Origin of the sequence: Planctomyces sp. SH-PL62 (assembly GCF_001610895.1) — a bacterium.
Classification (GTDB): domain Bacteria; phylum Planctomycetota; class Planctomycetia; order Isosphaerales; family Isosphaeraceae; genus Paludisphaera.
In genome coordinates, this window is the sequence record NZ_CP011273.1 from 1,211,388 (window position 1) to 1,233,745 (window position 22,358).

Here is a 22,358-nt window from a genome sequence, read left to right on the forward strand (position 1 = left end):
ATCCCGGAGGGCGATTTCGATGCGACGAGGGCGGACTTGACGTGGCGCCGGCCTACTCGCGGACCTGGCCGTCGCCGTAGACGATCCACTTGGTGGAGGTCAGTTCGCGGAGGCCGCAGGGGCCTCGGGCGTGGTACTTGTCGGTGCTGATGCCGATCTCGGCGCCGAGGCCGAGCTGGCCGCCGTCATTGAACCGAGTGCTGGCGTTGACCATCACGGCGGCGCTGTCGACCTGGGCGACGAACCTGCGGGCGGCGGCGAGATCGCGGGTGACGATGGCCTCGGTATGGGACGAGCCGTGGCGGCCGATGTGGTCGACCGCCTCGTCGAGCGAGTCGACGACCCGGACCGCCAGGATCTTGTCGAGGAATTCGGTGTCCCAGTCGGCGTCGGAGGCGGGGGAGGCGTCGGGGACGATCGCGCGGGCCCGGGAGTCGGCGCGGAGGGCGACGCCGGCCGCCTTGAGGGCCTCGGCGGCCTTGGGGAGCCAGGACGGGGCGATGGCGCGGTGGACGAGCAGGGTCTCGGCCGCGTTGCAGACCCCCGGGCGCTGGGCCTTGGCGTTGACGATGATCCGGGTGGCGACCTCGGGATCGGCGGCCTCGTCCACATAAACGGCGCAGATGCCCTGGTAGTGCTTCATGACCGGCATCTTCGCCTCGGCGACGACGCGGCGGATCAGCCCCTCGCCCCCCCTCGGGATGGCCAGATCGATGAACTCCGGGAGGGCGAGCAGGCGGCCGACGGCCGCGCGGTCGGTCGTCGGGACGAGCTGGACGGCGTACTCGGGGAGGCCGTGGCGGGCCAGCTCGTCGGCGAGCACGCGGTGAAGCGCCCGGTTGGAGTGGATCGCCTCCTTGCCTCCCCGGAGGATGGCCGCGTTGCCGCTCTTGAGACAGATGGCGGCGGCGTCGATCGTGACGTTGGGCCGGCTCTCGTAGATCATGAAGACCACGCCGAGCGGCACGCGGACCTGGACGGCGTCGAGCCCGTTGGGGCGTCGGCCGGACCGCACGACCTCGCCGATCGGGTCGGCCAGGGCGGCGACTTCCCGGAGGCTGGCCGCCATCTCGTCGATCCGCTCGGGCGTGAGCGTGAGCCGATCGACGGCCGCCGCGTTCAGCCCCAGCCCCGGCGCGGCCTCGACGTCGAGGGCGTTGGCCGCCAGGATCTCGTCGGTCCGGCAGGCGAGGGCCTCGGCCGCTGCGGCGAGCCAGGCGTCCTTGGCGCCGGGGCCGACCGTCGCCAGCTTGCGCGCCGCCGCCTTGGCCCGCTCGGCCAGGCCGCGACACAGCGCCTCCAGTTCCCCGGCCGCCGCGCCACCGTCCCGTCCCTCGGCCTCGATCACCGTCCCCGCCTCAGACATCGTCCGTCCCCCAGCCCCTGACGAGATTCCAGACCTTGATCGCGTCGACCATCGGGCCGACGTCGTGGACCCGCACGACCTGCGCGCCCAGGGTGCAGCCGGCGAGCGAGCAGACGACCGAGGCGGCGAGCCGCTGGTCCAGGCCGCGGCCGGTCATGGTCTTGAGCATCCCCTTTCGGGAGACGCCCAGCAGCATCGCGCACTCCAGCGTCCCGAATCGACCGAGGTTCCGCAAGAGCTCCAGGTGGTGCTCATAGGTCTTGCCGAAGCCGATCCCCGGGTCGATCGCGATCCGTTCCCTCGGGATTCCCATGACGTTGGTGCACCAGTCGACCCGCTCGGCGAGGTAGGCGAGGACCTCCTCGACGACGTCGTCGTACCGCGGCGCGTCCTGCATGGTCTGGGGCGTGCCCTGCATGTGCATGACGACGACGGCGGCGCCGGATTCGACGGCGACGCGGGCCGTCTCCTCGTCGCGCAGGCCCGAGACGTCGTTGATGATGCAGGCCCCGGCGCGGGTCGCCTCGCGGGCGACCTCGGGCTTCATCGTGTCGATGGAGATGGGGACGGACGTGGCGGCGGCGAGCTGCTCGATCACCGGGACGACCCGGCGGATCTCCTCGGCGGCCGGGACGATCTCGGAGCCCGGCCGGGTCGATTCGCCGCCGACGTCGAGGATGTCGGCCCCTTCCTCGACGAGCTTCAGCGCGTGTTCGACGGCGGCCTCGATGGAGAACCATCGGCCGCCGTCGGAGAAGCTGTCGGGCGTGACGTTGACGATCCCCATGACCTTGGGGACGGCGTCGGCGATGAGGGGGCGGCCGGCGGCCTCCCAGCGGCGATTCATGAACGGCTCCCGGGCGATCGCGTCACTTCAGGTCTTCCTCGGTGTACCACGGCTGTTCCATCATATCGACCACCTGGGCGGCGAGTCTCTGGCAGACCGAATTCAGGGCCGTGAGCGAGGTCTCGCCGACCTCGGGAACGAAGTTCACGGTCTCGGAGATGATCGTCGGCTGCCGCATCTTCTCGGAGGTGGTGGGCGGGTTGTGCAGCCAGTTGACGCTGACGTTCACCGTCCGGGTGAGCTGGCGAGGGAGGTTGAACGGGCTCTCGACGACGATGTTCTTGTCCGCGAAGTTAACCACGCCGCTGAGGATCGTGTCGGCGTCCTCGAGGTTGTCGACGATCCGGTAGGGGGTGCGGCGGCCGATCTCCTTCTGGATCATCTCGGTCAGCATCTTCTCGACGTCGCGGGTGAAGGTCTGCGACTTGAACATCGGGACGAAGACCGTCTGGACGCTCTTGTCGTAGGGGGCGCGGAAGTTGTAGCCGCAGCCCGCCGTCGAGAGGCCGATGATCGCCAGCAGGGCCCAGGCGGCCGGTCGCAGGCCGGGCGCCCGCGCCGCGAGGTCCGATCGGTGATGACGTCCGAACATGAATTCCGCCTCTTCCTGGGCCTTGAAGCCCGGCCCGCGTCGACGGGGCGACGCGGACGCCGGGGCCGTCCATCGGCTTTCGATCACATCATGCCGCCGGGCGACATCCCCATGCCGCCCATGGCGTTCATGCCGCCGGCCCCCGCGCTGTAGTAGGGGTCGTTGGCGCCTGGCTGGGCCATCATCTTGCTGGGGAGCGACGACTTGCGCGGCTGCTTGGCGAGCGAGGCCAGGTCGCTCTTGGCCTTCACGGCCCAGGGGCTCTCCGGCCAGCGCTGGGGGATCTTGCCGAAGTAATACTCGGCCGAGGCGACCTTGCCGATCTTCTTGTAGTACGCGCCCACGTTGTACGTCCGCTCGGCCTCCTGATCGTTGATCAGGTCGAGGGTGTGGTAGAGCCCCTCCTGGCCCTCCGGCTTGTCGGGGAAGGTCTGCATGGTCTTGCGGACCAGGTCGCGGGCCTGCTCGAGCCCCTCGCCGTCGTAGTCGGGGCCGAGGTAGCCCTTGACGCGGGCGTCGATCGCGGCCATGTGGGCCTCGTGCAGGAACGGGCTCTTGGGGTGGGTCGTGATCATCTCGTCGTAGTAGATCGCCGCGGACTCGTAGTCGGCGTTGGTCATGTGGTAGCCGGCGATCTGCATCACGGCGTCGTCGGCGAGGGGGCCGTCGGGCGCGTGGTGGCGGACGTGCTCCAGGGCCTTCAGGCCCATGCCTCGGGTGTCGATGAGGGGCTGCTGGCCGTTGAAGTGGGAGTACCAGGGGAGCTTCTGCTCGGCTTTGGCCTTGGGGTCGCTCTGGGCCATCCAGATCTGGGCGATCTCATACTCGCGGCTCACCAGGTCGTCCATCCGCTGGGTGCCGGGGTAGTCCGAGGCCAGCCGCTCGAAGCTCTCGTGGGCGGCGACGTATTTCTTGCGCTTGAACTGGGTCTCGGCCAGGTAGAACTGGGCCTTCTCGCCCCAGGGGGATTCCTTGCGGGCCTTGGCGATCTTGGCGAACGCGGCCTCGGCGGCGGCGAGGTCGCCGGCCTCGTACCGCGCGAAGGCGTCGTCCAGCTCCTTCTGGGCGTCGGGGTCGATCTTGGGCTTCGCGAACGGCGACCAGCCGTTGGAGCCCAGGACCTTGCCCGAGGAGTCGCGGTCGCCGACCGTCTTCTCGTCCGAGCCGGCTTCGGGGTCGCGGGGGCTCAGCCAGCGCTTCAGGAGCGTGTCGGAGTCGGCCAGCTTCTCGGTCTTGGCCCGCGCCAGCTCGGCCTCGCCGATCGGCTTGGCGAGGCCCGAATCGTAGGTCGCCCGCCATTGCGCGAACGGGACGCTGAAGCTCTGGCAGCCCGCGGCCGATCCCACGATCAGCGCCACGGAGGCGACCCTGGCGGCGAGCGGCCATCGAGACGATCGGCTCATGGATTCCCGTCCTCGAATCCCGGGTTGACGATTGGCGGAGTGGCCGACGATCCATCGTGCCGGGTTCATCGGCTCAGACTCCCAGGAAGGGCCAGACCCGCGGTCGGTGGCCCAGGACGTGACTGACGACGGCGCCCACCGTCTGCCTGACGGTCGCGAGTTCCGAGCCCCCCATCCCCATCTCCCGCCACGCGTCGCCCGGGCTGGCGAGGGCCCGAAGGCCCTCGATCGTCCGCCGCGACGCCGACATCACGTGGGGATGGCCCGGACGGCAGGCCGGACACAGGGTCCCCCCCGTCGCCGGCCCGAACGCCAACGGATCCTCGTCGCCCAGCGGTTCGCCGCAATGGGCGCACCGATCGAGGACCGGCATCAGGCCGATCTCCCGCAGGCACGCCAGCTCGAACCGAAGGACCCGCCGCGCCCGCAATCCCGGGTCGCCCAGATGCCGCAAGGTGATCCTCGCCGCGTCGAACAGCTTGGGGTGCGGGTCGTGATAGTCCGTCAGGTCGGTCAGCAGTTCGGCGATGTAATAGCCGGCATACAGGGCCGCCAGATCGCGGCGCAGACAGGGGAACCGCTCCACGGGCGCGGCCTCGGTCAGAAGATCGAGGGACTCCGACGCCTTGGGCAGCAGCACGATATCCGATACGCCCAGCAGGTCAAGGCCACCCTGGAACGGCGACTTCAGCCGCCGCCCCCCCTTGGCCAACGCCGCCACCTTCCCCAGCTCGCGCGTGAACAAGGTCACGACCAAACTGGTCTCGAAGACGTCGACCGTGCGCACCACCAGCGCCAGCGAACGATTCGCGGGCAAGGTCCGTCTCCTCCCACCTGAAGGACTCTCCGGGACGACCACTCCTATTCAATTGTACCGGATCATCGTCCCGAGGGGAGGTCCGTTCGATTGGCTTTGATCGCGCAGGAGCCGAAATCTGAACCCACGACGGAAACCCTTGCCATGATGATGTTTGGTGATCGTCGAGGGGGGCGGAAATTGGCTTTGTTCGGCGAGTTTTCGAGGCCCGCGCTCAGCTTCCCGGGGCGGTTTCCGGGGCGGGCTCGAGGTTCATCTTGATGCGACGGATGGAGCGGTCGCCGACGGCGAGGATCGTGAACTCGACGCCGTCTCGACGGAAGCTCGCGCCGGGTTCGGGGAGTCGGCCCAGGGCGTGGAGCGCCAGGCCGCCGAGGGTCTGGTAGTCCTCGTCGGTCGGCAGGTGGACGCCGAACCGCTCGTTCAGCTCCTCGATCTCGACGCCGGCGTCGACCTCGAACGCGGAGTCGCCCAGCGGCACGACCGGGTCCTCCGTGCTCGGGACGTCGTGCTCGTCGTGGATCGGCCCGATGAGCTGCTCGACGAGGTCTTCCATCGTGACCAGGCCCGCCACGCCGCCGTACTCGTCGAGGACGACGGCCATCGGCGCGCGTCGGAACCGCATGTCCTCCAGGAGTCGGAAGGCGTTCTTGGACTCGGGGACGCAATAGGCCTCGCGGGCGATCCCGGCGGGGACGACGGTCTCGCCCGGGCCGGCGGCGACCATGTGGTCGAGCAGGTCCTTGACCAGCAGGACGCCCACGACGTCGTCGCGGTCGCGGCCGTAGAGGGGGATTCGGCTGCGGCCGCTCTGGCGGAACGCCTCGGCCGCCTCGCGGTCGGAGACGGTGGACGGCAGCATGACCATGGCCGAGCGGGGCTGCATGATCTCCGAGGCCGACGTGCGGGTCAGCTCGACGACGTTCCCGATCAGGTCGCGGGCCTGTTCGGGGATCTCGGGCTCCTGGTCCTCGTCGTCTTCCAGGTCCCCGGGGACCTCGACCTCGACGCTCGCCGGCCGGCTGCCGATCTCGTCGTTGCCGACGATCCATTCCACCAGCCATTCCAGCGCCGAGCCGGCGGCCGTGAACGGCAGCGCGGCGGCCCGGAGCGGGGCCGTCGCGGGCCAGAGGTGGTCCAGGATCGACTCGGCGAAGATCCGCCCCACGACCCCCGCCGCGATGTAGCCTCCCAGGCCGACGAGGGCGATCAGCAGCGTCAAAGACGCCTGGGACCCGATCGCGCCCTGGCGGCCCAGCACGACGCCGGCGGTCGTCGCCAGCAAGAGGCCGGTCACGACGGCCGCCGACTCGGCGGCGCGCTCGGTGCGGACGTCCAGGTGGTCGATCTCCTCGGCCCGCTCCGGCCGTCCCCGGGCTTCCGTCAGCTCTTCGAGCCGGCTCCGCGAGAACGATTGGAGCGCCTCGGTCAAGGCGATCGCGACCAGGTGCACGAGATAGACGGGCGTGCAGAGAAAGACGATCCAGGTCCAGTTCGGCCCGTCCACGCGCGAGGATCTCCGGGGTTAGGGTCGGGGTCGTTCGGGGTCAAGGAGCGGGGCGGGGGCCGGCGGCCAGGGGGAAGGGGTTCGCCAGCCCGGCGCGGGCCAGGGCGGCCGCTTCCCGGGCGCGCATCTCGGCCGCGGAGGCCTCGTCCAGGTCGTCGCAGCCGCAGAGGTGGAGCAGGCCGTGGACGAGGTACAGGGCGACCTCGTTCCAGGGCTCCGCGCCGACTTCCGAGGCCACGCGCGCGGCGGTCTGGGTCGACACGACGAGCTCGCCCGAGAGGCGGTCGTCTCCTTCGTCGGAGAGGACGAACGAGATCACGTCGGTCGGCTCGTCGTGGTCGAGGTACTCGCGGTTGACCCGATGGATGGTCGGGTCGTCGACGAAGGCGAGCGAGATCGAGGCCGCCGCCACCCCCTCGCCGCGAAGCACCGTCTCGACCAGCCGACGCGCGGCCTGGGGGTCGATCGGGACGTGAGTCTGGGAGTCGCTGACGTCGACCTCGAAGTCCTCGAGGGGGGGGCCCTCGGCCTCGTCTTCGAACTCCAGGTCCTGGTCGTCGGTCGGGTTCAAGGTCAGGCGGTCCTCTGTTCGGGATACTTGACGCGGCCGTGGTAGATGCCGATCAGCGACTTGACCAGACTGTCGCGGATCTCGGCGATCTCGCGGAGGGTGAGGCCCGACTCGTCGAACTGGCCGTCGCGGAGCCGCTTGTCGATCAGCTCGCTGACCAGGCCCTCGATCCGGGACGGGGTCGGCTCCGACAGGGTCCGGCTGGCGCTCTCCACGCAGTCGGACATCATCAGGATGCCGGCCTCCTTGGTCTGGGGCTTGGGGCCGGGGTAGCGGAAGGCGCTCTCCTGGATCAGCGCGGCGTCGGGGTTGCCGCCGTTGCGGCGGTTGGCCTCGTGGTAGAAATACTCCACCAGGGTCGTGCCGTGGTGCTGCTCGATCAGGTCGATGATCCGCTCGGGCAGGTGATGCTGGCGGCCGAGGTCGACGCCGTCCTTGACGTGGCCGATGATGATCAGGGTGCTCATCGCGGGCGCGAGATTGGCGTGGCGGTTCGTCGAGCCGACCTGGTTCTCGATGAAGTAGTGGGGCTTGAGCATCTTGCCGATGTCGTGGAAATAGGCCCCGATCCGCACCAGGAGGCCGTTCGCCCCGATCCGCTCGGCCGCCGCCTCGGCGATGGCCCCGACGGTGATCGAGTGGTTGTGCGTCCCCGGGGCGCGGCGGACCAGTTCCTGGAGCAGGGGGTGGGTGTTGTCCCCCAGTTCCAGCAGGCTGATGCCGGTGACGATCCCGAAGGCGTTCTCCAGGAACGGGAGGCTCCCCCCCATGAAGAAGCCGGCCATCAGGCCCCAGCCGGCGCGCCAGAAGGCGTCGCTGCGGATCAGCTCGATCGGCTGGTGCTCCCAGAGCCCGGCCGCCCAGGTGAGGATCATGTAGACCCCCGCCGAGGTCGCCCCCACCTTGATCAACTTGGTCCGCGTCCGGACGTCGTTGAGCCCCAGGACGCCGGCGGCGGTCCCCCCCATCAGGATCAGGAAGTGGGAGATGCCGGTCCCCAGCGCCATGCAGGTCAGGATCGAGAGGGAGAACGTCGCCATCAGGCCGAAGCCGGGGTTGTAGGCGATCGCCAGGATCATCGCCGCCGCCGCCACCGGGATCAGGTCGGCGTTCCAGGACTGGTTGGCCAGCAGCCGGACGATCCCCAGGCAGAGGACCACCAGGGCGCAGAGCGTGGCGATCCGCCCCAGGTCGGCGGCGATCAGCCGCTCATGCCGCGCCACGTAGAAGCCCGCCAGGATGAACAGCGACGAGACCAGGGCCAGGACGCCGAAGGCTCGCTGGAGCTTCTCGGCGAAGGTCAGCTCGGCGATGGCCGTGTCGTGCTCCATCCGCAGCAGGATGAGCTGCTCCTCGCCGATCGCCTGGCCTTGCTCGACGAGGACCTGCCCTTCGCGGAACGGGTCGTAGCGCTCGCCCACGGCGTCGCGGGCGAGCTCGCGGAGGCGGGCGGTCTCCTCCTGATCGAAGGTGAGGGTCGGGCGGCCGTCGAGGCGGTCGGCGACGAGCTGGAACAGGGTCTCGCCGACCCGGCTGGGGGTGAACGCGGCGATGAAGTCGCGAGCCACCGCGCCGTCGGGCTTGACGATCCGCTCCGGGACCACGCGCTCGCGGGGGAAGATCCGGGCCTCGTCGGCCGCCTGGCCGACGTCCCGCACCGAGAGCGTGCGGCTCGACTCCTCGTTCCGGGGGAGGGCCCCGGGGCCGAGGACGCCGGCGTCCAGCAAGGGCTCGAAGGCCTTGGCGAGCTGGACGTGCAGGTTGTCCCGGCGCTGCGGCGTGTCGGTGGCCGACTTGATGTCGAGGTAGGCCTCGGGCTGGAGCTTCCAGGTCGAGATCAGGATCGGGTCGACGTCCTCGAACCGCTGCGACTTGGCGATGGTCACCGTCAGGTCGTCCAGCCGTTCGGCCAGATCCTTGATCGGCGCGGGGTCGTTGATCATGACCAGCGGGACCTGGTCGGCGGCGGCCTGGCGCTCGTTGCTGGTCTTGGTCTGGTTCCGGATCCGGAACTCCTTGACCTTGACCCGGATCTCGCGCTCGGGACGCTGGCCCAGCCGGTAGACGAACGGGGGGCCGGAGCCGTGGACGATCGCCGAGGTCACCAGGACCGTCAGCGCGATCAGCGAAAAGCTCACGAGCCGCGCCCGCTGCTTGGCGAGCCGACTCTGCTGGAGCGAGACGCTAGGGAAGGTCCGCAATTGGGCCCGATTAGGCTTCGGGCGCCGTTTACCAATGCTCATTGATGGCGACTCAACTCGCCGCGGCCATCGCACGAGGCGCGCCGCGCTGATCCGCGCCGGAGCCACGCGGCCCCGAGCGCCCTGCGTTCGATCCCCGAAGGCGGGTCGTCGACCTTGCCGACGAAGGCTCGTTTCAGGAGTTTGGAGGGGCTCGTCATCTCGTCACTCGCTCTCGACGTCCGTCGGGGCCGCCGCGGGGTGGTGGGGCCGGGCCGGGGTGCCGAGCCGCTCCTCGTAGTCGGCGGGGGGCGTCTCGACGGCCTCGTAGGCGTCGACGATCGCCTGGACGAGAGGGTGGCGCACGATGTCGGTCCGGTCGAGCGTGACGGCGGCGACGCCGGGGACCTTGGACAGCCGTTCGACCGCGTCGGCGAGGCCGCTCGGGGTGGCCGGCGGCAGGTCGACCTGGGTGACGTCCCCGGTGACGATGATCCGCGAGTTCTGGCCCATGCGGGTCAGGAACATCTTCATCTGCGAGACGGTGGCGTTCTGGCCCTCGTCGAGGATGATGGCGGCGTCGTTCAGGGTCCGTCCCCGCATGTACGCGAGGGGGGCGATCTCGATCAGGTCGTTGTCCATGTAGCGGCGGATCTGATCGTAGGGCATCAGGTCGTGCAGGGCGTCGAGCAGGGGGCGGAGGTAGGGGTTGATCTTCGCCTCCAGGTCGCCGGGCAGGAAGCCCAGGTGCTCGCCGGCCTCCACGGCCGGGCGGACCAGCACGATCTTCTTGATCCGGCCCTGGCGGAGCGCGGAGACGGCCGTGGAGACCGCGAGGTAGGTCTTGCCGGTGCCGGCCGGGCCCACGCAGAGGACCAGCTCGTTGTCGCGGAGGGCCTGCAAGTAGCGATTCTGGCCGCCGGTGCGTGGCCGGACCACGCGGTTCCCCTCGCGGATCTCGACGGTCGTCGCGTCGGCCGGGACCATCACGATCCGGTCGATCAGGTCGGCCACGTCGGTGGAGAGGACGGCCCGGCGCGACCGGTAGAGGGAGCGCAGCCCCTCGAAGATCTCGCGAGCCTGCTCCACGCGGGTGGGGTCCCCCTCGACGCGGACCTCGCCGTGCCGGGCCAGAACCTTCACCCCGAGAGCGTCGCGAATTTGGCGGAGATGTTGATCGCGACTGCCAAAGACCGCGAGCTCCTCGCCCTGGCCCTCGAGCGCAATGGTGACTTCTGGCATGCCTCCCCTTTCGCCGGCCGCGTCGAGACGTCCGCGTCGGCTCGATCCTCGAGCTTCGCGGTCTCGAACCAACCGGCCCCATCCGTATACTATGCTATCAATGCGCCCGGCGAAAACAATACGGGTCGAATCAAGAGAAAGACCGATCTCGCCCGATCAGGGGCCGAGGCAGGCCCAGAGCCCGTAGGCGACGGGAGCGGCGAAGAGCAGGGAGTCCAGGACGTCGAGCACGCCCCCGAAGCCGGGGACCGCGGCCGAGGCGTCTTTCCGACGGCAGTCGCGCTTGATCATCGACTCCATCAGGTCGCCGACCTGGGCGACGACGCCGATCACGAGCCCGAAGCCCGCCGCGCCGGGCCAGCCCAGCGCGGTGACCCCCACATGGGTCGTGGCGACCCACTCGACGAGCAGCGCCGCCGCCAGCGCGAAGGCCAGGCCGCCGATCGCCCCCTCGACCGTCTTGTTCGGGCTGATCTCGGGCCAGAGCTTGTGACGCCCCGCCAGCCGCCCGATGGTGTACGCCCCCACGTCGGCCCCCTTGGCGGTCGCGATCAGGAAGGCCAGCGGGACCAGGCCGTGCTTGCAACCGTCGAGCCAGCGCATCTGGACGAGGAAGCTCCCCAGGAGCCCGACGTAGGCGACGATCAGGATCGTCCCGGCGATCGAGGCGACGGCCCGGCCCGGCTTGTCGAATCGCAGGCTCTCGGCCACGAACGCGGCCATCAACACCGCCGTGAAGCTCAGGAACGGCCAGGCGAGCACGGCGACCGCCGCGTCCGGCCCGTGGACGATCCCCGAGATCCGCTCGGCGCTGCGGCAGGTCGCGACGACGTGGGGGACCCAGTCGGCCGCGAGGATCGCCAGCAGTCCGCCGAAGACGACCGGCGGGTAGGGCCGCGACGGAGTCGCCTCCATGAGCGCGATCAGCTCGCGCGCCGCCGCTCCCATCGCGAAGGCGGAGAGGAGGAACCAGAGCGGGAACCAGGGGGCGAGGGCCTGGTCGACGGCGAGGAGCAGGACCAGAGCGGCGACGATCAGGACGCCGCTGACGACGCGGGTGCGCAGCATGTATCCCAGCGGGGGCGAGAGGGTCCAATGGGGACGCGTCCGCGATCCGAGGCCGGGGGAAAACGCGTCCTCCCGGCCGGCCGCGACGACGATGCCAGTCTAACCCGCCGGGGTCCCGGCGGCCAAGGAGGAGGCGGGCAGGCCGCCGAACTTCCGCTCTCTCGCGGCGAAATCGGCGCAGGCCCGGAGCAGGTCGGCGCCGCGGAAGTCGGGCCAGAGGGTCGGGGTGACCCAGAGCTCGGTGTAGGAGACCTGCCAGAGCAGGAAGTTGCTGATCCGCATCTCGCCCGCGGTGCGGATCAGGAGGTCGGGGTCGGCCGAGCCGGCGGTCTCCAGCAGGCCGGAGACGCTCGCCTCGTCGATGTCGGCGGGGGCGAGCCGCCCGGCGCGGACCTCCTCGGCGAGTCGCCGGACGGCGTCGACGATCTCGGTCCGGCCGCCGTAGTTGATCGCCAGTCGGAGGATCATGCCGGTGTTGGCGGCGGTCTCCGCGACGGTGCGGTCGATCTCCTCGAGGACCTCCGGGGGGAGCCCCTCGCGGCGGCCGATCACCCGCAGCCGGACGTTCTGCGCCATCAGCTCGGCCCGCTCGACGACCAGGAATCGCCGGAGCAGTCGCATCAGGAACCGCAGCTCGCGGGGGGGCCGCTTCCAGTTCTCCACGGAGAGGCAGTAGAGCGTGAGCTGTTCGAGCCCCAGCCGGACGCCCTCCTCGACCACGGCCCGGACGCTCTGGATTCCCCGGCGGTGGCCGACGACTCGGGGGAAACCCCGCTTCTGCGCCCAGCGGCCGTTGCCGTCCATGATCACGGCGACGTGTCGGGGGAGCTGCTCGGGCTTCAATCCCCAGTCTTGCAGCCGGGCCCGGCCTTCCTCGGTGATGTTCAGCGGGGGTTGCTCATCTGCTCGCATGAGTCGCCTTCAGCCCATTCCATCCGGGGGGGTCATGCCGTCGGCGGCGCGGCCGGGTCGCCCGAAGCGGCGAGCCCAGGCCGACGCCTCCCTCGGCGCTCAGCGGTCGCGGGGAACCATGATCGTCTGGCGGCGGTCGGGGCCGACGGAAACGATCCCCGCAGGGACGCCGACGATCCGGCCCAGGTACTCGACGTAGTCGCGCGCCGCCTTGGGAAGGTCGTCCCAGTTCCGGGCGGCGGTCAGGTCTTCGGTCCAGCCCGGCAGGGTCTCGTAGACGGGGCGGCAGCGCTCCAGATCGGCCAGCGAGGCCGGCAGGACGTCGAGCTTGCGGCCGTCCAGCTCGTACGAGACGGCGACCTGCAGCTCCTCGATTCCGCTGAGGACGTCGAGCAGCATGACGGCGAGTTCGGTCGACCCGCTCACGCGGGACGAGTAGCGCACGGCCACGGCGTCGAACCAGCCGCAGCGCCGGGGGCGCCCGGTGACGGTCCCGTATTCGCGGCCGACGCGGCGGATCCGTTCGCCGACCTCGTTGTCCTGCTCGGTGGGGAACGGGCCCCCGCCCACTCGGGTCGTGTACGCCTTGACGACGCCGATCCAGCGGTCGATGCAGCGCGACGGCACGCCCGAGCCCGGCGCCGTCCCGACCGCGCTGCTGCTCGAACTGGTCACGTAGGGATAACTGCCGTGGTCGACGTCGAGCAGCGAGCCCTGCGCCCCCTCGAACATCACGCGGCGGCCCGCGGCGACGGCCTCGTGGAGCTTGGACGTGGCGTCGCAGACGAACGGCCGGAGCTGCTCGGCGTAGCCGAGGTACTCCTCGGCCACCTCGGCGGCGTCGAACGGCTCGAAATCGGGGAGCATCGCGGTCAGCAGGCGATTCTTGAAGTCGACGATCCGACCCAGCCGCTCGCGAAGGTCCGCCGGCCGATACAGGTCGGCGACCCGGACGCCGTGGACCCGGCCGACCTTGTCCTTGTAGCAGGGGCCGATGCCCCGTCGGGTCGTCCCCAGGTGGTCGGCGGCCGAGGTCGACTCCTCGGTCAGCCGCTCCTCGGCCAGGTGGTAGGGGAGGATCACGTGGGCGCGATCGCTGATGTGCAGGCGGCCCTCGAACTTCACCCCCTGCGCCCGGAGCGAGTCCATCTCCTTCAGCAAGGCCGGGGGATGGATCACCACGCCGTTGGCGATGACGGCCTCGACGTTCTCGCGGAGGATGCCCGTCGGCACCAGGGAGAGTTTGTACGTCATCCCCTCATGGACGACCGTATGGCCGGCGTTGGCCCCCCCCTGATACCGCACGACCACATCGTGGTGGTCGCACAGCAAATCCACGATCTTCCCCTTGGCCTCGTCCCCCCATTGGAGGCCGACAACGCACGTCGAACCCACGGCGCACACTCCGAAGCGGCTCGCGACCCGGCGGTCGCTTGGTAATGTAAAGTTACACGGTACACGCCCCGGACGACCTCGTCAATGAGGCGGAATCGCGGGGCGGATCGAGGCCCGGACTCAGGCCATCGCCGTGCGGAACTCGTCGAACAGGTACTGGCTGTCGTGCGGGCCGGCGGCGGCCTCGGGGTGGTACTGGACGCCGAAGACGGGCAGGCGGGTGTGCCGGAGCCCTTCGAGCGTCTGGTCGTTGAGGTTGACGTGGCTGGCGACCACGTCGGCCGGCAGGGTGGATGGGTCGACGGCGAACCCGTGGTTCTGGACGGTGATCTCGATCTTCCCGGTGGCCTCGTTGCGGACCGGGTGGTTGGCGCCCCGGTGGCCGAATCGGAGCTTGAAGGTGTCGGCCCCGAACGCCTGGCCGAGGAGTTGATGGCCCAGGCAGATGCCGAAGATGGGGATGCCTCGCGACTCCGCGGCGGTCCGGATCAGGGTCTTGAGGACGTTGGTGGCCTCGACGAGGGGGCGGGGGTCGCCGGGGCCGTTGGAGAGGAACACGCCGTCGGGTTGGTGCTCCATCACGGCCTCGGCAGACGCCGAGCCGGGGACCACGGTGACCCGGCAGCCGATGTCGACCAGGTGCCGGGGGATGCTCCACTTCATGCCGAAGTCCATCGCCACGACGTGCGGACGCTTCGCCCCGTCCGCCCGGCGACGCACTTCCGACCCCCCCCGTCCCGAGGCGTCGAACTGGTAATCCTGGTCCAGGCCCGAGTCCCAGACCTTCGCCTCGCTCGGCATGACCTCGCTGGCGAGGGCGCGGCCGACCATCCCCGGGCTCTTGCGGGCCTTGGCGACGAGGCTGGCGTCGTCGAGGTCGGCGGTCGACAGGATTCCCCGGAGGGCGCCCTGGACTCGCGTCAGCCGCACCAGGGCTCGGGTGTCGATCCCCGACACGCCGACGACGCCGTTCTCCTCCAGGTAGGCCGCCAGGGACTTCTCCGCCCGGAAGTTGCTGACCCGACTGCTCAGCTCTCGCACCACGAACCCGCGGACCCAGGGCCGTCGGCTCTCGGCGTCCTCGGTGTTCACGCCGTAGTTGCCGATCTCGGGGTAGGTCATCGCCACGATCTGGCCGTGGTACGAGGGGTCGGTGAGGATCTCCTGATAGCCGGTCATGCTCGTGTTGAACACGACCTCGCCCTCGATCTCGCCCTGAGCCCCGAATGAGCGGCCCGTGAACACCGAGCCGTCTTCGAGCGCCAGTTTCGCCGTGCCCATCGTCGCTCCCGGGGCCGTGATCCGGCCCTCACCCTCCGGTTTTCCGCGGAATTCGTCGTTTCGGACCGAGTCGATTGTACGCGCGGCGAACCCTGGTCGTCGAGTCGATTCGAAGCCGGTCCGGGTTCATCCGGTCCGGCCGTCCGGTTCGTCGGGGTCGAGGAAGGCCGAGGCGAGGTTCGCCGCGGTCGCGATCAGCGCCAGGGAGGCGGCGATCGCCGCCCCGCCGCCGGGCCGTTCATGGAAGAGGAGCAGGCCCGGGCCGATCGTCGCGGAGTGGGCCGAGGAGGCCAGCACGACCGCCGGCGCGACGTTCACCGCCGCCGTCGCGACGGTCGCCGCCGCGGCCCGCCACCGCCCCGATCCGAACCCTCCTCGGGCCAGCCGCCGCGCCCCGCTGCGCCCCGCCCCGGCGAGGGTCGCGGCGTCCCGGCACTCGGCCGTCCCGGTCGCGAGGGGAGGGCGCCGGCCGTCGAGCCGCGACGCGACGGTCGCCAGCCAGACCCCGAGGATCACCGTCGCGAGGCCGAGTCGCTCGCCGTCCAGCCCCTCGACGAGGCGACGGGTCGCGATCGACGAACGCGAGTCGACCGTCTCTGCCGCCAGCCCGATCAGGAATCCGAAGGCCAGGACGACGACCCCCGCGACCATCGGCGGCGGCGCGAGGAGTCGCGCCAGGCGTCGGAACCGACCGGACGCCGCGGGCCCCGCCCCGGCCTCCAGGCCGCCGAGCGCGCGGCCCGAGATCGCCGCCAGGATCGCCACGCCCAAACCCAGGACGATCGAGCGGAACAGCAGGCGCGTCACGGCCGGGTCGGCGAGCCGAGGGACGATCGCCGCCGACCGGAACCCGGATTCGCCCCCGTCGAAGGCCGCCCGCGCGAGCCCCCCCAGCGGGACGGCCGCGAGGATCGCGCCTGATCCGAGGAGCGTCGACAGGACGACCACGCGCGGCCAGGAGGCGGCGGGACGCGCCCGCCCCCCGTCGCGATCGCGCCGGGGCGGCCCTACAAGCCGGGTCGGCCCGGCCCAGAGCCGCAGCGTCGCGCGGGCCGTCGCGCAGGCGAGCAGCGCCAGGAGCCCCAGGACCGCGAGCCGGGGAAAAGGCGCGGCGTCGAACGCGGCGGACGCCATCTGGAATCCGAGGGTCCGCCGCAGGCCGAGGATCAGGGGGGGGCCGGGATCGGCCAGCGTCACCGCGAAGACGAGGCCGCCGACGCGGGCCATCGCGGGCCGGAGCAGGGGCCAGGCGAGCCGTCGCCAGGCTCGCGTCCCGTCGGCACCCGCAAGTCGGGCCGCGTCGCGCCAGGCGGGGTCCAGGCGGTCCAGGGCCCACGCGTACGCCAGGGTCGCGGCCGCCGCGCCGGGGAGCGAGGCCGCCAGCAGCCAGAGGAGCCAGCCTGCGTCGGCGGGGAGGTGACGGGTCGCGCGTTCGGACCGGGACAGGATCGTAGACCAGGCCGTCGCGGCGTCGTCGCCGACCGCCGCCGAGGCCCCCATCGCCAGGGCGACGGAGGGCGTCGCCGCCAGGGCCGTGAGCAGCAGGAGGGCCGGGCCGCGAAGCCGGAACGCCCGATCGCCGATCAGGCGGCCGACGACGACCCCCGCGACCATCGCCGTCGACGCCGCCAGTCCGGCGACGACGACGCTGTTGCGGACGCACGCCCAGACGAACGGGTCGAGCGCGGCGATCGCGACCGGGAAGAGCGACGCCCGGACCTCGCCGTCGGGCGCCCGGTCCAGCAGCGCGCAGACTCCCATCGCGGCGAGCGGCCCGGCCACGAGCAATCCCAGCGCGATCGACGAAAACCAGCTTGCGATCAGACGAATCAACCGGAAATCCCCGAACCCGATCCTGACAGGTACGACCCCGACGATCGTCGCCACCATCTTAGCAGACCGTCGTCGTGATACCGGGGGGCGGGCCGGAATTCCCTCGACGGGGAAATCCGAGCCTCGCCGTCGCGTCCCCGGGCCGACTAGGATCCGCCGCCGACGGCGAACTTGCCGGGAAGGAGCGTGACGTTCTCGGGGGCGATCGAGAGGGTCACGCTCTGGCCCTCGCGGACGTGCGCCGACTGGCTCTGCAGGGCCAGCGCGGTGACGGGCCAATCGCCGGGGCCTCGGAGGAGGATGCGGCGGGTGGAGCCCTGGAAGGTGATCCGCTCGATGGTCGCCGGGAAGCGGTTGGCGTCGCTGGGGATTCCGGGCCCCAGCGCGAGCGACTCCGGCCGGATGGAGACCGTCAGCGAGGTGGTCGCCGTGGGCGCCGGGAGGTTGGTGCGGGCCACGAGGCGGCCGACCGGCGTGCGGACGACGACCTCCCGGCGGGAGGGGTCGTGGCTGAGGCCGTCGACCTGGCCTTGCAGCAGGTTGGTCGGGCCGAGCAGCCGCGCGACGAAGACGTCGACCGGCTGGGTGTACAACTCGTGGGGCGTGCCGCTCTGGAGGATGCGACCGAGGTCCATCACCGCCAGGCGGTCGGCGCGGGCGAGGGCCTCGGGGACCGCCGAGGTCAACAGGAGCGTGGTCAGGCCGGCCTCCACGCGGGCGCGACGGATCTCGTCCCAGGCGTCGTCGCGCCCCTGGGGCTCGACGCCCGCGAGCGGCTCGTCCAGGATCAGGACGTCGGGCTGGGCGATCAGGGCGCGGGCCAGGGCCACGCGCAGCGACTGGCCGGGCGTCAGGGCGGCGGGGCGGAGGTCGGCCAGGGTGTCGACCCGCAGCGCGGCGAGCGTCTCGTCGACCCGTCGCCGACGCTCGCGGCCGGGGACGCCCTGGAGCTTCAGCGGGTAGGCCACGTTGTCGCGCACCGAGAGCGCGGGCCAGAGGGCGTGATCGCGGAAGACCATGCCGACGCCCCGATCGCGCGGGGGAAGGGCCTGGACCATGCGGTCGCCGAAATAGATCTCGCCGTCGTCGGCCGATTCGAGCCCGGCCAGCAGCCTCGCGAGCGTGGTCTTGCCCGCTCCCGGCGGGCCGAGCAGGCAGGTCAGCTCGCCCGGCGGCAGTTCGAGCGACGCGTGATCGACGGCCGCGACGCGGCCGTAACGCTTGACCAGACCTTCGGCGATGACACGGATCATGAGTCGCTCGACGGGGGCGGCGGCGGGGGAAAGACGGGCGCGACCCCCGAGGCGGCCAGCCGCGCCACCCAACGGTAACGCTGTCGGGCCCATTGCGTCCATTCCGCCTTCAGCCAGGATCGAAATCGGGGCTCGCGGGCCAGCCGCCCCCCCGCGCCGGCCGCCACCTCCGCGAGAACTTCGCCGTCGAGCGGCCGGCGCGGCTTGAGCCAGCTCTGGGCGAGCCAGAGCCGCAGGTCCGGGGCGGGGGCGACCTGGCCGATGAGCGTCTCGACGAGCGTCAGGCCCGCCTCGCCCTCGCGTCGCAGCAGCTTCTCGACCGACGCCGGCGGCCACGGCGGCGGCTGGGTCAGCAGGTCCGTCGCCCAGGCCGGGGAGCCGGCCTTGCGGACCGCGGCCGAGGCCGCCGACAGCTCCGGTTGCGCGTCGACGAGGGTCGCCCCCAGCAGGTCGGCGGCGAGGTCCTCCGCGTCGGCCTCGGGGCGCGCGTCCAGCGGAGACTCGAACTTCGGGCCGGGCTCGGCCCCCCGAGTCTCGGCCAGGAATTTCAGGAACGCCCGAGCGGCCCGCGACCGTCGCGCGCCGATCGGGATCGCCGCCCCCTCGACGAACTCGACGGCCTCGAATGAAGACGCTTCGGCCGGCTCCGGAACGGCGACGGTCCGCCCGGCCCGACCTCGCTCCACGGTCGCCCGCGCCGATCCGGCGCGCCAGCCGATGGGGACCTCGGCCTCGCCGTAGAGCCCGACCAGGCTCGCGTAGCGGGCCGACCACGGTTCCCGGTCGGCCCTCCTCCCCAGCGCCCAGGCTCGGGTCGCCGGGTCGAGACGGGGGTCGGCCAGGGCGAGCCGCGTCGAGGACCCCGACCCATCCGAGAGCCCGACCGTCCCACGGCTGGCGACGACCCAGTAGGGCCGAGGCGCGCCGTCGCCCAGGCTCTCCAGCCTTCCCTCGGCCGCGAGCCTGGCGTAATCGGAGATCGGTCCTCCGAGCAGCAGGTCGGCCCTTCGCGCCGAAGAGGCGATCGGCTCGTCCTCGGGGAGCTCGATCCAGGCGATGGCCCCGGCGTCGACGGCTTCCCTCTCCGGGCGGTCCCGGAGCCACTCGGCGAACTCCCGGGCCAGTCGCGCGCACTCGGCTCGCGTCCGATTCGTCGCGACCCGCAGCACGTCGTCGCGATCGCCCGCGCAGCCGATCTCCAGCAGCGCGACCGCGACGACGATCGCGACCGAGGGGCGCCGGAGGATCGGGACGACGGGCGGTTTCATGGACGCTCCTGGGATCGCGAGGACGGCTCTCGGTCGCGGTGGGATCGAACGACGTCCTTCCCCCCTGGCGGGCTTGTAGGGGGAGGTATTCTGCAAGATTCTGGGCTGAAACAGGTTGCGTGGACAAATCGCACGGAATCGCGGCCGTTACGGAAGTCGATTAATCATGTGCCAGAACGCCGCCGTGATCTGGCCCCGTAAATCACGGGGTTCTCCACGAACGGTGAACTCGGGCGTCGATCCGAAGCCCCGAAATCACGATCAGCAACCTCTCTCAAAACCAGTAGTTGCGAAAATACCTCCCCTTGTAAGCCCCCTGGCGGGGGAAGGTGGCACGCAGGGCCGGATGCGGGGGGGGCGAGCACCGAGACCGTCGGCGCTTCGTGCGGCCGGACTGAGAATCCCGACGGCTCCATGTGCTCGGCACCCCCTCATCTAACCCCTTCGGGGTCTGTCTTCCCCCGCGAGGGGGGAAGACCGCTATTGAGCGTGGAAGCCGCCGGCGTTTCGGGCGACCGGGCTGCGAATCCCGACGGCTCTCGCGCTGTTCTTCCCCTGCAAGGGGGGGGCGTCGGAGGGCCCGCTTTTCTTTTATTGACTATTGATACTCCTCACTCGACTCCACCGAGTTCCGGCGAAATCCCTTCGGGTGCCACGGGTTCAGAGAACCCGTGGCACCCCGATTGCCGTCTCCCGATCCGCTTGAGGTGGTGGTGTTAAGTGAGGAGTCTCCTTTTATTGCTTGGGCGGCGAGGTGGACTTGCCCAGCTCGACGCGAAGGGTGACGTCCTTGCCGTCGCGCTTGATGAGGACGTCGACGGCGTCTCCCGGCTTGTAGCGGCCCAGGCTTTCCATGTAGTCGTAGATCGTCCCGATCGGCTTGCCGCCGATGCCGATGATCACGTCGCCCCCCTTGAGTCCGGCCTTGGCGGCGGGGCCGCCTTCGCGAACGTCGGAGAGCTTCATGCCGGCCTTGCCCTCGTCGGCGTAGTCGGGCATGACGCCCAAAGTGACGCTCATCCCGGTGGAGGCCGACTGCGAAGGCGACGCCGACGGCGACGTCGAGGCGCCGTGCCTAGCGGGGGCAGGGCCGCGCGCGAAGGCCGGGCGTTGGGGTCGTCGGAGGATGTCGAGCAGGAGCAGCTCGATGTAGTCGGCGATCCCGGCCATCCCCGCGTAGTTGATCTTCGCCGAGTCGTCGCTGGGGCGGTGGTAGTCGGAATGGATGCCGGTGAACGCGAACAGGATGGGGACGTCCTTGGCGTGGAACGACTGGTGGTCGCTGCCGCCGAAGCCGTCGGTCATGCCCGGGACCTTCTTGATGGTCAGGCCGGAGTCCTTGCCGAGCGCGTCGACCAGGCCGTCGAAGCCGGGGGAGGTCCCGGTGCCGATCATCGTCAGCTCACGCTTCTCGTTCAGGCGGCCCACCATGTCGAAATTGAACATGGCGACCGTGGATTCGATCGGGAAGGGGGGGTGTTCGACGTAATGCTGCGAGCCGAGCAGCCCGCGCTCCTCGCCGGAGAAGGCGACGAAGACGATCCGGCGGGGGGGCGGGTCGCGACGTTCCGCGAGCCGACGGGCCAGTTCCAGGGTCAGGGCGGTGCCCGACGCGTTGTCGTCGGCGCCGTTGTGCACGTCGGTCGAGAGGAAGGCCAGCGAGCCCGAAGTCAGGCCGCCTCGACCCAGGTGGTCGTAATGGCCGCCGACGACGATCGTCTCGCCGGAGTTCGGCCCCGCCCCTTCCAGCACGCCGATCACGTTGCTGGTCTCGATGGCGGGCCGGTCGATCTTGACGCGGCCGGCGACGGCCAGCCCCTTCAACTCGCGCGAGCGCGGCTTGTAGTCCTTGTCGATCTCCGCCTCCAACTCGGCCAGCGTGGGCTCGCCGGCGGCCTTGAGGATCTTGTCGGCGAAGTCGCGGGTGACGTGGACGATCGGCAGGAGGGCGAGGGTCTCGGAGCCCGCCGAGCCCAGGTTCAGGAGGGCGTCGCGGTCGGAGCCGAGACCGGCCAGGTCGTTGACCACCAGCAGCATCGCGGCCCCGTGCTGGTAGGCGTTGGTCGCCTTGTGGCGGAAGGTGGCGAAGTCGCTGGTCTTCTTGCCGTCGAACGGGCTCGCCTCATCGTTCAGGCCGGGCTCGCGGCGGAGGACGAGGACGACCTTGCCCTTCGCGTCGATCCCCGCGTAATCGTCGTACGCCAGATTCTTGTCCGGCCGGTCGGCCGTGATGCCGAAGCCCGCGAAGACGATCGGGGCGGCGTCGGCCGAGCCGGTCGTCCCAATGGCCATGGGGTTGAAATCGGTCCGGGGGACGCCGGCGATCGCGACGTCGCCGGGCCCCTTGACGGTCAGTTCGAGGGGGTCGCCGAGGCGCGGCTGGCCGGAGATCGTGAACTTCTGGAAGTAGCCGTCGCCGCCGGGGGGGGGCTGGAGGCCGAGATCCTTGAATCGCCCGGCGATGTACTCGGCCGAGGCCTCGATCCCCTGCGTCCCGGGCGCGCGGCCCTCCTGGGCGTCGTCGGCGAGGAACGTCACGTCGTCCCGGAGCCGGACCTCGGCCGGGGAGACGAACGTCGACGTCGCGGCCGGCGAGTCGGCCCCGCCGCCCCCGTCCCCGACCGGCGCCTGCGCCCGCGTCCCGACGACGGCTGGCCCGAAGGTCAGGGCCGCCAGGGCCGCCAGGCCCGCCGCGACCCCCGAGAACCGCCCCGGACTCCCCACGCGATGCCTCATCATCCGATCGTTCCTTTCTCGACGCCTTGATCGTCCTGGACGGGTCGATTCTGAGGGGCCGTGTCGGCAGGGTCAAGCCGTCTCCCG

General features: G+C 70.9%; 17 protein-coding genes. All 17 read right to left on the reverse strand.

What is annotated here, in order from left to right; genetic code table 11:
- Positions 1-52: 52 nt before the first annotated feature.
- A complete protein-coding gene (locus VT85_RS04720; RefSeq protein WP_068411254.1) occupies positions 53-1,366 on the reverse strand; it encodes a glutamate-5-semialdehyde dehydrogenase in 1,314 nt (437 codons plus the stop codon).
- Positions 1,359-2,213, reverse strand: coding sequence for a dihydropteroate synthase (gene folP / locus VT85_RS04725; protein WP_068411257.1), 855 nt, complete (start codon positions 2,211-2,213; stop codon positions 1,359-1,361). Before folP ends, VT85_RS04720 begins: the two co-directional genes overlap by 8 nt.
- Positions 2,214-2,235: 22 nt before the next feature.
- Positions 2,236-2,805, reverse strand: a complete 570-nt coding sequence (gene lptE, locus VT85_RS04730) for an LPS assembly lipoprotein LptE (RefSeq protein ID WP_068421390.1) — start codon at positions 2,803-2,805, stop codon at positions 2,236-2,238.
- A gap of 83 nt (positions 2,806-2,888) precedes the next feature.
- Positions 2,889-4,208, reverse strand: a complete 1,320-nt coding sequence (gene bamD, locus VT85_RS04735) for an outer membrane protein assembly factor BamD (protein ID WP_068411259.1) — start codon at positions 4,206-4,208, stop codon at positions 2,889-2,891.
- 73 nt (positions 4,209-4,281) lie between these two features.
- Positions 4,282-5,025 carry a DNA repair protein RecO gene (gene recO / locus VT85_RS04740; protein ID WP_068411262.1) on the reverse strand — a complete coding sequence of 248 codons (744 nt, stop codon included), beginning with the start codon at positions 5,023-5,025 and terminating at the stop codon, positions 4,282-4,284.
- 214 nt (positions 5,026-5,239) lie between these two features.
- Positions 5,240-6,532: a hemolysin family protein gene (locus tag VT85_RS04745; RefSeq protein WP_068411265.1), complete on the reverse strand. Its 1,293-nt coding sequence runs from the start codon at positions 6,530-6,532 to the stop codon at positions 5,240-5,242.
- A gap of 40 nt (positions 6,533-6,572) precedes the next feature.
- On the reverse strand, positions 6,573-7,103 hold the full coding sequence (gene ybeY / locus VT85_RS04750; RefSeq protein WP_197491091.1) for an rRNA maturation RNase YbeY: 531 nt from the start codon (positions 7,101-7,103) through the stop codon (positions 6,573-6,575).
- Between the two features lie 2 nt (positions 7,104-7,105).
- Positions 7,106-9,304 (reverse strand): HD family phosphohydrolase, encoded by a 2,199-nt coding sequence (locus tag VT85_RS04755; RefSeq protein ID WP_197491092.1) that lies wholly within the window; start codon positions 9,302-9,304, stop codon positions 7,106-7,108.
- Positions 9,305-9,508: 204 nt separating this feature from the next.
- Positions 9,509-10,426: a PhoH family protein gene (locus tag VT85_RS04760; protein ID WP_231871454.1), complete on the reverse strand. Its 918-nt coding sequence runs from the start codon at positions 10,424-10,426 to the stop codon at positions 9,509-9,511.
- A 255-nt stretch (positions 10,427-10,681) separates the two neighbouring features.
- Positions 10,682-11,593 carry a phosphatidate cytidylyltransferase gene (locus VT85_RS04765; protein ID WP_068411271.1) on the reverse strand — a complete coding sequence of 304 codons (912 nt, stop codon included), beginning with the start codon at positions 11,591-11,593 and terminating at the stop codon, positions 10,682-10,684.
- 99 nt (positions 11,594-11,692) lie between these two features.
- Entirely contained in the window at positions 11,693-12,505 is an 813-nt protein-coding gene (locus VT85_RS04770; RefSeq protein ID WP_068411277.1) for an isoprenyl transferase, read from the reverse strand.
- 99 nt (positions 12,506-12,604) lie between these two features.
- Entirely contained in the window at positions 12,605-13,900 is a 1,296-nt protein-coding gene (locus VT85_RS04775) for an adenylosuccinate synthase (RefSeq protein ID WP_068421404.1), read from the reverse strand.
- A 120-nt stretch (positions 13,901-14,020) separates the two neighbouring features.
- A complete protein-coding gene (gene carA, locus VT85_RS04780) occupies positions 14,021-15,181 on the reverse strand; it encodes a glutamine-hydrolyzing carbamoyl-phosphate synthase small subunit (RefSeq protein ID WP_068411279.1) in 1,161 nt (386 codons plus the stop codon).
- Positions 15,182-15,307: 126 nt separating this feature from the next.
- Positions 15,308-17,014: a hypothetical protein gene (locus VT85_RS04785; RefSeq protein WP_156512676.1), complete on the reverse strand. Its 1,707-nt coding sequence runs from the start codon at positions 17,012-17,014 to the stop codon at positions 15,308-15,310.
- Positions 17,015-17,160: 146 nt separating this feature from the next.
- Positions 17,161-18,267 carry an ABC transporter ATP-binding protein gene (locus tag VT85_RS04790; protein WP_068411283.1) on the reverse strand — a complete coding sequence of 369 codons (1,107 nt, stop codon included), beginning with the start codon at positions 18,265-18,267 and terminating at the stop codon, positions 17,161-17,163.
- Entirely contained in the window at positions 18,264-19,535 is a 1,272-nt protein-coding gene (locus VT85_RS04795) for a hypothetical protein (RefSeq protein ID WP_068411285.1), read from the reverse strand. The genes VT85_RS04790 and VT85_RS04795 overlap by 4 nt, the downstream gene beginning before the upstream one ends.
- A 735-nt stretch (positions 19,536-20,270) precedes the next feature.
- Positions 20,271-22,274, reverse strand: coding sequence for a M20/M25/M40 family metallo-hydrolase (locus VT85_RS04800; protein WP_068411289.1), 2,004 nt, complete (start codon positions 22,272-22,274; stop codon positions 20,271-20,273).
- Positions 22,275-22,358: the final 84 nt, after the last annotated feature.

Excerpts from the sequence above, each read along its gene's own strand:
- VT85_RS04770 (WP_068411277.1), bottom strand. The coding sequence starts at position 12,505 with ATGCGAGCAGATGAGCAACCCCCGCTGAACATCACCGAGGAAGGCCGG.
- lptE (WP_068421390.1), bottom strand. The coding sequence starts at position 2,805 with ATGTTCGGACGTCATCACCGATCGGACCTCGCGGCGCGGGCGCCCGGC.
- VT85_RS04795 (WP_068411285.1), bottom strand. The coding sequence starts at position 19,535 with ATGAAACCGCCCGTCGTCCCGATCCTCCGGCGCCCCTCGGTCGCGATC.
- folP (WP_068411257.1), bottom strand. The coding sequence starts at position 2,213 with ATGAATCGCCGCTGGGAGGCCGCCGGCCGCCCCCTCATCGCCGACGCC.
- bamD (WP_068411259.1), bottom strand. The coding sequence starts at position 4,208 with ATGAGCCGATCGTCTCGATGGCCGCTCGCCGCCAGGGTCGCCTCCGTG.
- VT85_RS04720 (WP_068411254.1), bottom strand. The coding sequence starts at position 1,366 with ATGTCTGAGGCGGGGACGGTGATCGAGGCCGAGGGACGGGACGGTGGC.
- VT85_RS04765 (WP_068411271.1), bottom strand. The coding sequence starts at position 11,593 with ATGCTGCGCACCCGCGTCGTCAGCGGCGTCCTGATCGTCGCCGCTCTG.
- carA (WP_068411279.1), bottom strand. The coding sequence starts at position 15,181 with ATGGGCACGGCGAAACTGGCGCTCGAAGACGGCTCGGTGTTCACGGGC.
- VT85_RS04790 (WP_068411283.1), bottom strand. The coding sequence starts at position 18,267 with ATGATCCGTGTCATCGCCGAAGGTCTGGTCAAGCGTTACGGCCGCGTC.
- VT85_RS04800 (WP_068411289.1), bottom strand. The coding sequence starts at position 22,274 with ATGATGAGGCATCGCGTGGGGAGTCCGGGGCGGTTCTCGGGGGTCGCG.